The following is a 13,838-nucleotide window of genomic DNA, read 5'->3' as shown; positions in this document are numbered from 1 at the left end:
TGTAAATTAATCACACTGAGTTGAGGGACAAAACCATGAAAAAATCTATCCTGATCGCCGCTGCCCTGTTGGGTAGCACTGTCGCAATGCCCGCTTTTGCCAGCAATGTTCTGACTGAAAAGAACCTCTCACTCGAGTTTGCCGATAAACTCGCTCAAAGCGCTATTCAGGCCTGTGGTGCCAAAAACTATAACGTCGCGGTGACGGTTGTGGACAGGGCTGGTGTGGTGAAAATCGTAAAACGTATGGATAACGCAGGTCCACATACTGTTGAAGCCAGCCGCATGAAGGCGTATACCGCGCTGACAACTAAAAATACTACTGGCGATGTTATGAAAAACTCACAAGATAACGCCGGTGCACAAAACCTGCGTGATATCCCAGGTTTCCTATTATTGGGTGGTGGCGTCCCCGTGAAAGTCGATAACCAGACCATCGGCGCTATTGGTATTGGCGGTGCGCCAGGCGGCCATTTGGATCAGCAGTGTGCGGTTGATGCTCTTGAAGCCAGCAAATCGCTGCTGAATGCTTCCTGATCTCCATCCAGATTCGTTATGACGCAGGTTTCCCCAGCCTGCGTTCTTTTCATCGACTCCTGCCTTTCGTAATAATTGGTATTCTCTATACATCTTTTACTTTCTATCACCTAAGCTTTCTATCAGAAGCCTAATCCCCTTTGTTTCAGTGACTTAAATAGCTCATTTCACCACCTGCAAGAGTTTCAGTAGGGTCTATCCTTAGTAAAGACGCCTAAAAATGAAGCAATTTCTGAATACCCTTGTTATCAGGATGTTGTATTGATAATAGTTATCATTAACATGGGGTGTAGGCCTTTAGGCGCCAAAACATTAAGAGGTGAACTATGGATGTGCAAACCGGTAGCTTCGATCCCAGTGAATTTGCCTGGAAGGGACTGACGTTAACCCCTGATGCGTGCTCACATATTCGCAAGCTGGCAAGCCAGCAGCCAGACTTTCTCGGCGTTCGTCTGGGGATTAAACAGACAGGTTGCGCGGGGTTTGGCTACGTGCTCGATACCGTAAAAGAGCCGAAACCTGACGATCTCCTTTTTGAAACCGACGGCGCGAAGCTGTGGGTACCGCTATCTGCGATGCCATTTATCGACGGGACGGAAGTCGATTATGTGCGTGAAGGATTAAACGAAATTTTCAAATTCAACAACCCGAAAGCACAACACGAATGCGGTTGTGGTGAAAGCTTTGGGGTGTAGGCGGGATTATGTCACGTAATACTGAAACGTCTGAAGAAGTGCAAACCTGGGCGGGCAGCCATCACTACAAAGAAGGCTTTTTCACTCAGCTCAAAACTGACGAACTGGCAAAAGGCATCAACGAAGATGTGGTGCGGGCGATCTCTGCACGTCGTAATGAGCCTGAATGGATGCTGGAGTTTCGCCTGAGCGCTTTTCGTGCCTGGCTTGAGATGGAGGAACCGCACTGGCTGAAGGCACATTACGAAAAACTCAACTATCAGGATTACAGCTATTACTCCGCACCGTCGTGTGGCAACTGTGATGATAACTGCGAATCGCAACCTGGTGCTGTCCAGCAGCCAGGCAGCAACGCTTATTTGACGGGTGAAGTAGAAGAAGCGTTTAAACAGCTCGGTGTTCCGGTGCGCGAAGGCTCGAATATTGCTATGGATGCGATTTTTGACTCTGTATCGGTCGCCACCACTTACCGTGAAAAACTCTCCGGGCAGGGCATTATTTTCTGCTCGTTTGGCGAGGCGATTCATGAATTCCCTGAGCTGGTGCAAAAATATCTCGGCACTGTGGTGCCGAGTAACGACAACTTCTTTGCGGCACTGAATGCAGCGGTGGCCTCCGATGGCACCTTTATTTACGTGCCAAAAGGCGTGCGCTGCCCGATGGAGCTTTCGACCTATTTCCGCATTAATGCCGAGAAAACCGGCCAGTTTGAACGCACCATTTTAATTGCCGACGAAGGCAGTTACGTGAGCTATATCGAAGGGTGTTCCGCTCCGGTGCGCGACAGCTATCAACTGCACGCCGCCGTTGTGGAAGTCATCATTCATAAAGATGCCGAAGTGAAATATTCCACAGTGCAAAACTGGTTCCCCGGCGACGGTACTACCGGCGGTATCCTCAACTTCGTGACCAAGCGTGCGTTGTGCGAAGGGGCGAACAGCAAGATGTCCTGGACGCAGTCAGAAACGGGTTCAGCGATCACCTGGAAATACCCGAGCGTGATTCTGCGCGGCGATAACTCCATTGGCGAGTTTTTCTCCGTCGCGTTGACGGCTGGGCATCAGCAGGCTGATACCGGCACTAAGATGATCCACATCGGCAAAAACACCCGCTCGACGATTATCTCGAAAGGGATCTCCGCCGGGCATAGCCAGAACAGTTATCGGGGACTGGTGAAAATCATGCCGACCGCGACCAACGCCCGTAACTTCACTCAGTGCGATTCCATGCTTATTGGGCCAAACAGCGGTGCGCATACCTTCCCGTATGTCGAATGTCGCAATAATACTGCCCAGCTTGAACATGAAGCGACGACCTCGCGTATTGGGGAAGACCAGTTGTTCTACTGCTTGCAACGCGGAATACCGCAGGACGATGCGATTTCAATGATCGTCAATGGATTCTGTAAAGACGTGTTCTCGGAGTTGCCGCTCGAATTCGCGGTGGAAGCACAAAAATTATTAGCTATCAGCCTCGAACACAGCGTCGGATAAAGCCTGGACCAGCAGGCTATTTTATTTGTCATTTTGACCCGGAGCAGTGCTCAGAATCCTCACGTACTACGTGTACGCTCCGGGTCTTGCGCGCTGTTCCTGGCCAAACTGACGGCAACAATTACGCCTGATGGACCAGGCTTCAGGAGAAAGTATGCTGAGCATTAAAGATTTACAGGTGAGTGTTGAGGACAAAGAGATCCTGCGTGGCTTAAGCCTTGAAATAAAACCGGGCGAAGTTCACGCCATTATGGGGCCGAACGGCTCTGGGAAAAGTACGCTTTCTGCAACGCTTGCCGGTCGAGAAGACTACGAAGTCACTGGCGGACAGGTGCATTTTAAAGGCAAAGATTTGCTGGAGTTATCGCCGGAAGACCGCGCCGGAGAAGGCATTTTCATGGCCTTCCAGTATCCGGTAGAAATTCCGGGCGTCAGTAATCAGTTCTTCCTGCAAACCGCGCTGAATGCGGTGCGTGAATATCGAGGCCAGGAACCACTCGACCGTTTCGATTTCCAGGATTTGATGGAAGAAAAAATCAAATTGCTGAAAATGCCGGAAGATTTACTGAGCCGTTCGGTGAACGTGGGTTTCTCCGGCGGTGAGAAAAAGCGCAACGATATTCTGCAAATGGCGGTTCTCGAACCCGAACTTTGCATTCTGGATGAATCAGATTCGGGGCTGGACATTGATGCGCTGAAAATTGTCGCTGATGGGGTGAACTCGCTGCGCGATGGCAACCGTTCATTTGTCATCGTCACGCACTATCAGCGTATTTTGGACTACATCAAACCTGATTTTGTACATGTGCTTTATCAAGGCAGGATCGTGAAATCAGGAGATTTCAGTCTGGTGAAACAACTGGAGGAGCAGGGTTATGGCTGGCTTACCGAACAGCAGTAACGGCAACGCTCTGCAACAGTGGCATCACCTGTTTGAAACCCAGAGTGAAACGCGTAGCAAAGAAGCCCAGGAACATATGCAGCAAATGCTGCGCCTGGGGCTGCCAACGCGCAAGCACGAAAGCTGGAAATACACGCCGCTTGAAGGGCTGCTCAATAACCAGTTTGTTTTGCCTGCGTCGGAAGCGTTGAGCGAAATTGAACGCGACACGCGGGCTTTACCGTTGGACGCGTGGCGTCTGGTGTTTGTTGATGGGCGATTTAGCGTTGATCTGAGCGATGACCTGACCCACAGCGGGTTCGACATCACCATTGATACCAAGCGTGAATCGTTGCCTGCGGCCGTGCAGGGCGAAGTGTTCTTGCATCTCACTGAAAGCCTTGCTGAGACGGTGACGCACATTCGCGTGGCCCGCAATCATAGCCCCGCCAAACCGTTGTTGCTCATGCACGTCAGTCGTGGCAGTGGTCAGGGTGAGATGAATACTGCGCATTATCGCCACCACTTGTCGCTGGGCGAAGGGGCTCGCGCAACCGTCATCGAGCATTACGTTAGTCTTGATGAGCACGCTCATTTTACTGGCGCGCGTTTTACGGCGGATGTGGCTGCAAACTGTCATTTTCACCATGCCAAACTGGCGTTTGAAAACGCGCAAAGTTATCACTTCGCCCATAACGATTTACTTATCGGCCAGGATGCTACCGTTGACACGAACAGTTTCCTGCTAGGAGCAGCGGTGTTACGCCATAACACCAGCACCCAGCTCAACGGTGAAAACACCACGCTCCGCATGAACAGCCTGGCGCTGCCGGTGAATAACGAAGTCTGCGATACCCGAACCTGGCTTGAACATAACAAGGGTTACTGTAATAGCCGACAACTGCATAAAACTATCGTGCGTGACAAAGGACGTGCGGTGTTTAACGGCATGATTAACGTGGCGAAGTATGCGATTAAAACCGACGGCCAGATGACCAACAACAACCTGTTGCTGGGGCGCCTTGCTGAAGTGGACACCAAACCGCAGCTGGAAATTTATGCCGACGACGTGAAATGCAGCCACGGTGCCACAATTGGCCGCATTGACGATGAACAGATGTTCTACCTGCGTTCACGCGGGATTAAAGAGCAGGCTGCACTTCAGATGATTATTTTTGCCTTTGCCGCTGAGCTTACGGAAAGCATTCGTGACGAGGCATTAAAACAGCAGGTGCTGGCGCGGATTGGCCAGCGCCTTGCAGGGGGCGAAGCATGAGTTTTTCCATAGAGCGGGTGCGGGCTGATTTTCCTATCCTGAGTCGGGAAGTTAACGGGCAACCGCTGGTCTATTTAGACAGCGCCGCCAGCGCACAAAAACCGCAAGCCGTCATCGACGCTGAGCTGGATTTTTACAGCCATGGTTATGCGGCGGTGCATCGCGGCATCCATACACTGAGCGCGGAAGCGACACAGTTAATGGAAAACGTGCGTAACCAGGTTTCGCGTTTTATTAATGCGCGATCGCCGGAAGAAATTGTTTTTGTTCGCGGCACCACCGAAGGCATTAACCTGGTCGCTAATAGTTGGGGGCGCGCCAATATCCGTGCTGGAGATAACATTATTATTTCCACCATGGAACACCACGCCAATATCGTGCCGTGGCAAATTCTCTGCGAGCATACAGGCGCGACACTGCGCGTGATCCCGCTGAATCAGGACGGTACGCTGCAGTTGGACGTATTCCCGACGCTGATTGACGAACACACCAAATTGCTGGCCATTACCCAAGTTTCAAATGTGTTGGGCACTGAAAACCCCGTGCAGGAAATGATTGCGCTTGCCCATCAGGCTGGGGTGAAAGTGCTGGTGGATGGTGCACAGGCCATCATGCACCACGCAATCGACGTACAAGCGTTAGGTTGCGATTTCTATTTGTTCTCCGGCCACAAAATTTATGGCCCGACCGGTATTGGCGTACTGTATGCGCGTGAAGAAATCTTGCAAAACATGCCACCGTGGGAAGGGGGCGGGTCGATGATCGCAAGCGTTAGCCTGACCGAAGGCACCACCTACGCCGCTGCGCCATGGCGCTTTGAGGCGGGTACACCCAATACCGCAGGCATCATCGGGCTGGGTGCCGCGTTGCGCTATGTCGAGAGCCTAAATTTGACTGAGGTCAGCGAGTATGAGCAATCGCTGATGCGGTACGCACAGCAGGCGCTTAGCGCGGTTCCAGACCTGACAATTTATGGCCCGGAGCAACGCCTCGGGGTTATCGCGTTTAATTTGGGCAAACATCACGCCTATGACGTGGGGAGTTTCCTCGATAACTATGGCGTTGCGGTTCGTACCGGGCACCATTGCGCGATGCCGTTAATGGCGTTCTATCAGGTTCCGGCAATGTGTCGTGCTTCGTTCGCTATGTATAACACTGAAGAAGAGGTGGATCGTCTGGTGACAGGATTACAGCGTATCCATCGTCTGCTGGGCTAACAGGGAGAAAGCCATGGCCACCATGCCTGATAAAGAAAAGTTACTGAAAAATTTCAGTCGGTGCAGCAACTGGGAAGATAAGTATCTCTACATCATTGAGCTTGGCGGGAGGCTTCCGGCGCTTCCCGAGAGTGAGCACGTAGCGGAAAATGCTATTCAGGGCTGCCAGAGCCAGGTGTGGATTGTGATGCATCAACAGCCTGATGGCGTGATGATACTTGAGGGCGATAGTGATGCTGCGATAGTTAAGGGGCTGATTGCTATCGTGTTTATTCTGTATCAGCAGATGACAGCGCAGGATATTGTTGCGTTTGATGTTCGCCCGTGGTTTGAGAAACTGGAGTTGGCTCAGCACCTTACACCCTCTCGCTCGCAAGGGCTTGAAGCAATGATCCGCGCAATCCGCACCAAAGCTACCAATCTTAGCTAAACTCAAAGAACAGCTTTCATCCTGTTAACGCGAGGTAATTTTATTACCTCGTACCGCTTTCAGCATTCCGGCGTTTCACCGGTGAATACAGGAATCCAGTATGAAGAGCGCGTTCTCTCAAATAACATTAATTTTGATAAGTACTCTGGCGGCCAGCCAGTCAGCATGGGCTGTTGACTATTTATTACCCCCTCCGGGCAGCCGGATAATAGGCCAAAACCAAAGCTACTTTGTTCCGAATGACGGTAAAAACCTTGAGGCAGTGGCCGCGAAATATAATACCGGCGTGTTACTGTTGATTGAGGCAAACAATACCGTTGATCCCTACTTACCTAAACCTGGTACTGAATTAACCATACCGTCGCAAATGATCCTACCGGATGCACCGCGCGAAGGTATTGTTATCAATCTTGCTGAGCTGCGATTGTATTTTTATCCGCCAGGGCAGAATCGAGTTGAGGTTTATCCGCTCGGTATTGGTCAGCTTGGACGAGAAACACCCGTGATGGTGACACGCATCAGCCAGAAAATCCCTAATCCGACCTGGACGCCAACGGCAAACATCCGCGCACGTTCCGCAGCGCAAGGCATAACGCTGCCTGCGATGGTGCCAGCCGGGCCAAACAACCCGTTAGGACGCTACGCACTGCGTCTTGAGCAGGGTGGTGGTGAATACCTGATTCACGGCACCAATGCGCGTAATAGCATTGGTTTGCGTGTGAGTTCGGGTTGCATGCGTATGCGTGCGCCAGACATTAAGTCGGTGTTTAGTCAGGCGGCCTGGGGCACCAGGGTGCAAATCATCAATGAGCCGATCAAATTTAGCATTGAGCCTGATGGCCGGCGCTATGTTGAAGTGCATCAGCCGCTGTCGCGTAACGATTGGGAAAACCCACAGACTGTACCTATTGCGATTTCAGCATCGTTCGGTTCGTTTATCGACAACCCAATGAGCGATAGGGCGCAGGTGGATAGTGCTATCGCAAGACGAGCGGGTTATCCGGTACTGGTTAATGCACCGCAGGGTGTTCCATCACAACCCGTGAATATTACCCCGATACAAAGCGTCAGGACGACCACAGGCAGTCGACCGATAACAAATAGTAGTGGGAGTTTGGTAAGTGGGCAGAACAGCGTGGTGATGAATTAGAGAGCTTCTGAGTGTAGGGGAGATATTGAGGCAAAAAAAATGGCGCACAATGTGCGCCATTTTACATCAAGAAGCTATTACTTTTTGTAATGGCTAGCTTGGTTGTCCAGACGCTGGTTAGCGCGTGCTGCGTCGTCTTTAGCAGCTTGAACGTCAGAACGCATTGCGTTCACGTCGTTGCTCAGCTGATCAACTTTAGCGTTCAGAGTCTGAACGTCAGAAGACAGTTGATCAATTTTAGCGTTAGAAGAACAACCTGCCAGCATAGTAGAAGCCAGGATTACCGCGCCCAGTACCAGTTTAGTACGATTCATTATTAATACCCTCTAGATTGAGTTAATCTCCATGTAGCGTTACAAGTATTACACAAAGTTTTTTATCTTGAGAATAAATTTTTGATGGGAATGCACTTAAAGTTGATCGTTCGCTCAAAGAAACACCGAACCGGGGCCAAAACCTAAAAAAAATAGAAAAAACAGAGGATTTTAATCGGATTCGTCTTAGTAAAATTTGACTTAAAGAGAGCAAACCGATTTGCTTTTTGATTCGAATTGGCTACTTTACCGAATAAAAAAAGCGCCCGAGGGCGCTTTTTGAGCAAATTATTCGTTCACAGCAAATTTACAGAACGTGAACAGATGCAGTGTTGGTTGTGCCGCTTGGTACTAAAGCACCAGAAACCATCACTACGATGTCGCCTTTGCGAGCCAGGCCGCTTTCCAGCGCAACTTCTTTACCCAAACGATAGAAATCATCAGTAGACGCGATTTCTTTAACCAACTGAGGAATCACACCTTTGCTCAGAACTAACTGACGCGCAGTCACTTCATTGGTGGTCAGAGCCAGAATCGTTGCGTTAGGGAAGTATTTACGCACAGCTTTAGCTGATTTACCGCCCTGAGTTGCCACAACAACAACAGGTGCTTCCAGGTTTTCTGCAGTTTCAACTGCACCGCGGCAAACTGCTTCAGTAATACGCAGTTTACGGCTGTCATTGTTGTTATCCAGACGGCTGGTCATCACGCGGTCAGTACGCTCACAGATGGTCGCCATGATGGTCACAGCTTCCAGTGGGTATTTACCTTTAGCAGACTCACCAGACAGCATTACTGCGTCAGTGCCGTCGATGATGGCGTTAGCAACGTCACCCGCTTCTGCACGGGTAGGGCGTGGGTTTTTGATCATGGAGTCGAGCATCTGAGTTGCAGTGATAACAACTTTACGTGCGCGAACACATTTCTCAATCATCATCTTCTGAGCAAAGATAACTTCTTCAACTGGGATTTCAACGCCCAAGTCACCACGAGCAACCATGATGCCGTCAGAAGCTTCGAGGATTTCGTCGAAGTTGTTCAGGCCTTCCTGGTTTTCGATTTTAGAGATGATCTGAATGTTTTCGCCGCCGTGAGCTTTTAAATGCTCACGAATTTCAACGACGTCAGAACGTTTACGAATGAAAGATGCTGCAACGAAGTCAACACCTTGTTCGCAACCGAAGATCAAATCTTGTTTGTCTTTTTCAGCCAGAGCTGGCAGCGCGATGGAAACACCTGGCAGGTTAACGCCTTTGTTTTCGCCCAGGTCGCCGTTGTTCAGTACTTTACAAACAACGTTTTTGCCTTCGATCGCAGTCACTTCCATACCGATCAGACCATCGTCGACCAGTACAGTGTTGCCCACGCTCAGGTCGCTGGTGAAACCTTCATAAGTCACAGCAACGATATCGCTGTTACCTACAACAGTTTTGTCAGTAGTGAAAGTGAAGGTCTGGCCCGCTTTCAGAGAAACGTCGTTTCCGCCTTCCAGTTTGATGGTACGGATTTCAGGACCTTTGGTGTCCAGCAGAATTGCTGCTTTTTTACCAGTTGTAGCGACGACGTTGCGCAGGTTCTTGATACGCTGACCGTGTTCTTCGTAGTCACCGTGGGAGAAGTTCAGACGCATTACGTTCATGCCAGCATCAAGCATTTTGCTCAGCATTTCTTCGGATTCGGTTTTTGGACCGATGGTGCAAACAATTTTAGTCTTTTTCATGACAGTCTTATCTGTGAGTTGAGAAGGATTGTGAAAATTCGGTTCCGGTCGATACGGGCGCCGGAGCGCAAACTAAAGCTGGTATTGATCAAGTGCCACCCGGTAAGGATAGGTGACAGAAATAAAGCGTGCAGAGGAAAGTGTGCTTGCGGTTCAGCCTGTCGGTGATGTGGATTGCTTTCTAATGTAGTAAGACAGTTCAATGCGCTGAAACCATTCAAGTCAGGACTTTACATATTATAGAGGTAACTTGCGCCGAAAGGAATTAAAAACACTGTTTCAAAATCGTAATGCGCAGAAATACACCGAAGTGTTATCAATGCGTTAATGAAATATTACCGAGATCAAGAAAGAAAAAAGAGAGATGTTCAGTACTCGGTAATGGGCTAGTAACCAACAAAACGCGGCACGTGCTCTATCATAAGTAATCAATATGAATGGTGACTTAAAATTTTTTTATGCGGAATATGATATTTTTTGAATGCAGATTGCTTGCGTTAATTACTGGTATTAGGAAGCGGCATTTCAACCTGTGCTATTCAAAGCGCGGTTCATAACCATAATATTAGGGTGACGGACAGTTTTTTATGCTCGAAAGAGAGGATGGCACTTCATGATTCAGCGCGGAATAATAAGGGTGAAATACTGCGTTATCGTGTGATAACACCGATAACGACTACTTTCCCATGTGGAGTGCTCCCGAGCCGATGGACAGTTCTTATGCTCAACATAGAGGCCAGATTTGTCTACGGGCTCAGGGGCACCCCAGGTGATTCTAAACTTCTGCTTTGTTACAGGGGCCTGGTGTTGCCAGGATGATAATTAACTTAAGCAGGGTTATCGATTGTCAAATGTATCATTTGAATAATCGTTTTCACCCGCAATGGAGATGGTGACATCATTAAATTTCAGGCCATTAACGGCAACGATGCGGCCAAACTCTTTTGCCTCAATGCTGCATTGGCTGAATCGAATGTTCTCCATCGGTTTTTCTGGAAAAGCGACCAGATCAAATGCTCTCGCAGGTAATGCATAGCCTGGATCTAAGGTGGCTTTAACATTAGATATACTAATATTCCTGACCTTAGTCATTTGCATATTTTCAGGTATTTGCAAGGCAACGGCCTGCCACATTTCTGGCAACTGCTCAATATTCTCAAAAAGTTTCCTATTGTACGAATTATGCCAGTCCATTATCCATGAGAATGGGAATTGGACATTCTTCATATGTAAATTTTCAATAATGACATCTTCGATAAAACCACCACGTTCTTTGGATGATTTCATTCTAAATCCGCAATCTGTGTTTTCAAATTCGATATCATGAATATGAACACCACGAATACCGCCACTGACTTCACTACCCAGCGTAATACCGTAGCCAGACTTGATTTTGCAATTATCGATTTCAATGTTTTCGGATATTCTGCCAACCCGGAAACCATCACCATCGCGACCCGATTTGATAACGATGCAATCATCACCACACGAGGCTTCGCATCCAGTAACACGAACGTTTGTCGAGGAGTCAATGTCTATGCCATCGGTGCTTGGCCCGTGGTTATCACTAATTTTTACATTTTGAACCAACACATTATTCGCATAAGTGATTTGCAAATTCCAAAAACCAGCGCGCTCAAAAGTAATATCAGAAACCTTGATGTTTTCAGCTTCATAAATCAAGCAGGAGCGTGGACGCTTAACAAGATAGTCGGCTATCCAACGCAGGCCTTTCGCATCGTAGTCGACACGTAAACCGCTGTTTTTATCTGCACCACAATAAATATCCCACCAGTGTTGGCCTTGCCCATCAATGAGACCCGCACCTGAAATTTCAACATTATTAGCAGAGATTGCATTCAAAATTGCCGCAGGCCAAAGCATTTCAACGCCGGCCACACGGGTTTCAATTTCTGGATAATCAGCAAGATCTTTTGAACCCAGGAGAGTGGCTCCCTCCTCAAATTTCAATTTGCTACCTTCTTTTAAAAAGAGGGCACCCACTAAATAAGTTCCTTTGGAGATAAATACAGAAACCCCTTCTTCTGCTCCCTGATTGATAGCTTCCTGAATAGCATGGGTATCTTTTTTGATCCCGTTTCCAATTGCACCAAAATCTCTGATATCAAGTTGAGTTGTCATGCTAAAAATCTCTTAATAGGTTAATTTATTAAATGCCGTTGATCTTATTCAACGTTTTTTCCATATCCAGTGTTGTCTTTTTATTCAGTGGATAGAAATAAATCAATATGATTGCTGAGGCAAATAAGCAAAATGCCGGAAGAAGATTTGCCATGGTATAAATACTTTCTTGAACATCAAGGCTTTGCATTGTTCCACCAGTAGAAGAAGACTGGTAGTTAATTAATGCCAACATGAATCCAGCTATCCCTCCCGCACATGCTTGTCCTATCTTTCTGGCGAAGAAATTTACCCCGTAAACGGTGCCGTCTTCACGAGTACCGGTGACATACTGATGATAGTCACAGACATCTGTCATGAATGCCCAGATCATCAGGTTGAACAGACCCGCGCCCAGTGTGGCCAGGAACAGGAGAACCAAATAGATCTTAGGATCTGTGATGTGGCAAAAATACATAATCACATACATGACGACTGAAAACATCAGTGCACAAACGCTGGCCTCTTTCTTACCAAATCTTTTTGTCAAAAAAGATGCAGAAGGAGCCAGTAACACCAAAGAACCAAAGGTGAACAATAGTGCGATGGACATAGCCTGTTTATCATGGAAGTAATCGTTGAACAGGTAAGTCATGTTGGTTCCGGATAAGCCCTGGTTGATCACAATCAGCAGGTCGACCACCACCAGAACGATGAGCGCTTTATTTCTCAGCAGACCTTTGACCAACTGTGCAAGAGGCACGCTATCTTTCGCTTCAACACGAACGCGTTCGGTTGTTAATTTGCATGTCAGTGTCAGGAAGATGAAAGCAAGGCATGCACAACCAATGGCTATCCAGAAGAAATGCTGCCCAGAAATAACCTGGCTGCCATCAACGAGAGTTTTGTACATCAAGATAGGGATAAAGAACCCTGTTGCCCCACCACCGATTGCAGAGCCAACACTTCTGTATGTGGAGAGGGACACACGATCATCTGGATTAGAACTGATAGCCGCTGACATCGCGCCATAAGGAATGTTAATGGTCGATAAAAGGGCGCCGTATAAAAAATACGAAGCACAGATATAAATTATTTTACCTGTATAGGAGAGTTCTTGTGCAAACGGAAGAAATAATACCACCGCAATTGCACAGAATGGATACTTCATTCTCCGAATCCAGGGATTAAATCGACCAGTAGCGGTCAGTTTTGACGTGTCACACATGCGACCGACAGTTACATCAACAAATGCATCAAAGAGTTTTGTTCCGAAATATAATGACCCTACGATCATCCCTGAAACGCCAAGGACATTGGTGTAATAGATCATTAAGAAGCTATTAACAAGGCCTAAAATAAAACAGGTACCTAAATCACCACACAGGTAACCCATTTTATCTCTCATTCCAAAAGGCTTTATTTGCCCTGTTTTTATTTTCTCATCAATCAAAACGTTGGAACTCATCGAGCAAACCCTCTTTAATTCTCATGTAATATGCATTATGAATAATGCATGTGATTTTCAGACCAGTTTTCATTGGTGTCATACATGTCAGTGGGAGTTAGAATAATTGGTATGACATGATTTTTTTTTGTTCACTGTCACATAAACAAAATGTGAAGATAATTACTCTAATAATTGTGATTTTATTCACATCATTGATCTGAGTCTGTCAAATATACATATTCAGTTACATGTAAATAAAGGATGGTGGTTTACCAAAAATTTATAATTAAATATTTATTATGTTGTTTTTAAAGGATGGATTTATCACTTAATCAAGTGATGGCAATCAATGAATTAGTCGCGAGACGTTATTCTTTGGTTAAGTTATCAATCGAGGAAATATTAAATTACAAATTGATAAGAAGTTTGGTTTTAATTTGCAATGTCATACTGGTTGATGTTTAGTCAATGTTATGTGAATGATTTTTTATTGATTGGCGTTTATGTTCATTAGTATAACACCACTATTTCATTTGTTTCTCAAAAACAATCCAAC

13 protein-coding genes are annotated in these 13,838 nt (G+C 47.3%); 8 read left to right on the top strand and 5 right to left on the bottom strand.

Going from position 1 to position 13,838, the window contains the following annotated elements:
• Positions 1–35: 35 nt before the first annotated feature.
• The 8 genes from VJY99_RS14515 (at position 36) to ldtE (ending at position 7,677) form a co-directional block, all read left to right on the top strand.
• Positions 36–536, top strand: a complete 501-nt coding sequence (locus VJY99_RS14515) for a heme-binding protein (RefSeq protein ID WP_324119674.1) — start codon at positions 36–38, stop codon at positions 534–536.
• Positions 537–862: 326 nt separating this feature from the next.
• Positions 863–1,231 (top strand): Fe-S cluster assembly scaffold SufA, encoded by a 369-nt coding sequence (sufA, locus tag VJY99_RS14510; protein ID WP_324119672.1) that lies wholly within the window; start codon positions 863–865, stop codon positions 1,229–1,231.
• 8 nt (positions 1,232–1,239) lie between these two features.
• Positions 1,240–2,724, top strand: a complete 1,485-nt coding sequence (sufB, locus tag VJY99_RS14505) for a Fe-S cluster assembly protein SufB (protein ID WP_324119670.1) — start codon at positions 1,240–1,242, stop codon at positions 2,722–2,724.
• Between the two features lie 154 nt (positions 2,725–2,878).
• Positions 2,879–3,625, top strand: a complete 747-nt coding sequence (sufC, locus tag VJY99_RS14500) for a Fe-S cluster assembly ATPase SufC (RefSeq protein ID WP_324119668.1) — start codon at positions 2,879–2,881, stop codon at positions 3,623–3,625.
• The gene (gene sufD, locus VJY99_RS14495; protein WP_324119666.1) at positions 3,600–4,880 is read left to right on the top strand and encodes a Fe-S cluster assembly protein SufD; all 1,281 of its coding nucleotides are present in this window, start codon (positions 3,600–3,602) and stop codon (positions 4,878–4,880) included. The genes sufC and sufD overlap by 26 nt, the downstream gene beginning before the upstream one ends.
• On the top strand, positions 4,877–6,097 hold the full coding sequence (gene sufS / locus VJY99_RS14490) for a cysteine desulfurase SufS (RefSeq protein ID WP_324119664.1): 1,221 nt from the start codon (positions 4,877–4,879) through the stop codon (positions 6,095–6,097). Before sufD ends, sufS begins: the two co-directional genes overlap by 4 nt.
• 13 nt (positions 6,098–6,110) lie before the next feature.
• Positions 6,111–6,527, top strand: coding sequence for a cysteine desulfuration protein SufE (gene sufE / locus VJY99_RS14485; RefSeq protein ID WP_324119663.1), 417 nt, complete (start codon positions 6,111–6,113; stop codon positions 6,525–6,527).
• A 100-nt stretch (positions 6,528–6,627) separates the two neighbouring features.
• A complete protein-coding gene (gene ldtE / locus VJY99_RS14480) occupies positions 6,628–7,677 on the top strand; it encodes a L,D-transpeptidase LdtE (protein WP_324119661.1) in 1,050 nt (349 codons plus the stop codon).
• A gap of 77 nt (positions 7,678–7,754) precedes the next feature.
• On the opposite strand, the gene VJY99_RS14475 is transcribed toward ldtE, so the two are convergent.
• The 5 genes from VJY99_RS14475 to VJY99_RS14460 form a co-directional block, all read right to left on the bottom strand.
• Positions 7,755–7,991, bottom strand: a complete 237-nt coding sequence (locus VJY99_RS14475; RefSeq protein ID WP_324119659.1) for a major outer membrane lipoprotein — start codon at positions 7,989–7,991, stop codon at positions 7,755–7,757.
• A gap of 307 nt (positions 7,992–8,298) precedes the next feature.
• On the bottom strand, positions 8,299–9,711 hold the full coding sequence (gene pykF, locus VJY99_RS14470; protein ID WP_324119657.1) for a pyruvate kinase PykF: 1,413 nt from the start codon (positions 9,709–9,711) through the stop codon (positions 8,299–8,301).
• Positions 9,708–9,914 carry a hypothetical protein gene (locus tag VJY99_RS19705; RefSeq protein WP_422653023.1) on the bottom strand — a complete coding sequence of 69 codons (207 nt, stop codon included), beginning with the start codon at positions 9,912–9,914 and terminating at the stop codon, positions 9,708–9,710. Before VJY99_RS19705 ends, pykF begins: the two co-directional genes overlap by 4 nt.
• A gap of 634 nt (positions 9,915–10,548) precedes the next feature.
• The gene (locus tag VJY99_RS14465; RefSeq protein ID WP_324119655.1) at positions 10,549–11,853 is read right to left on the bottom strand and encodes a glycoside hydrolase family 28 protein; all 1,305 of its coding nucleotides are present in this window, start codon (positions 11,851–11,853) and stop codon (positions 10,549–10,551) included.
• Positions 11,854–11,881: 28 nt separating this feature from the next.
• On the bottom strand, positions 11,882–13,300 hold the full coding sequence (locus VJY99_RS14460; RefSeq protein WP_324119653.1) for an MFS transporter: 1,419 nt from the start codon (positions 13,298–13,300) through the stop codon (positions 11,882–11,884).
• Positions 13,301–13,838 lie beyond the last annotated feature (538 nt).

It is taken from the genome of Buttiauxella sp. (assembly GCF_035271705.1).
Classification (GTDB): Bacteria; Pseudomonadota; Gammaproteobacteria; order Enterobacterales; family Enterobacteriaceae; genus Buttiauxella.
Note: the sequence above shows the minus strand (reverse complement) of the source record. Positions and strands in the feature narration are given on the sequence as shown.

Coding starts and splice junctions, on each gene's coding strand:
- VJY99_RS14515 (WP_324119674.1), top strand. CDS start 36: ATGAAAAAATCTATCCTGATCGCCGCTGCCCTGTTGGGTAGCACTGTC.
- sufA (WP_324119672.1), top strand. CDS start 863: ATGGATGTGCAAACCGGTAGCTTCGATCCCAGTGAATTTGCCTGGAAG.
- sufB (WP_324119670.1), top strand. CDS start 1,240: ATGTCACGTAATACTGAAACGTCTGAAGAAGTGCAAACCTGGGCGGGC.
- sufC (WP_324119668.1), top strand. CDS start 2,879: ATGCTGAGCATTAAAGATTTACAGGTGAGTGTTGAGGACAAAGAGATC.
- sufD (WP_324119666.1), top strand. CDS start 3,600: ATGGCTGGCTTACCGAACAGCAGTAACGGCAACGCTCTGCAACAGTGG.
- sufS (WP_324119664.1), top strand. CDS start 4,877: ATGAGTTTTTCCATAGAGCGGGTGCGGGCTGATTTTCCTATCCTGAGT.
- sufE (WP_324119663.1), top strand. CDS start 6,111: ATGGCCACCATGCCTGATAAAGAAAAGTTACTGAAAAATTTCAGTCGG.
- ldtE (WP_324119661.1), top strand. CDS start 6,628: ATGAAGAGCGCGTTCTCTCAAATAACATTAATTTTGATAAGTACTCTG.
- VJY99_RS14475 (WP_324119659.1), bottom strand. CDS start 7,991: ATGAATCGTACTAAACTGGTACTGGGCGCGGTAATCCTGGCTTCTACT.
- pykF (WP_324119657.1), bottom strand. CDS start 9,711: ATGAAAAAGACTAAAATTGTTTGCACCATCGGTCCAAAAACCGAATCC.
- VJY99_RS14465 (WP_324119655.1), bottom strand. CDS start 11,853: ATGACAACTCAACTTGATATCAGAGATTTTGGTGCAATTGGAAACGGG.
- VJY99_RS14460 (WP_324119653.1), bottom strand. CDS start 13,300: ATGAGTTCCAACGTTTTGATTGATGAGAAAATAAAAACAGGGCAAATA.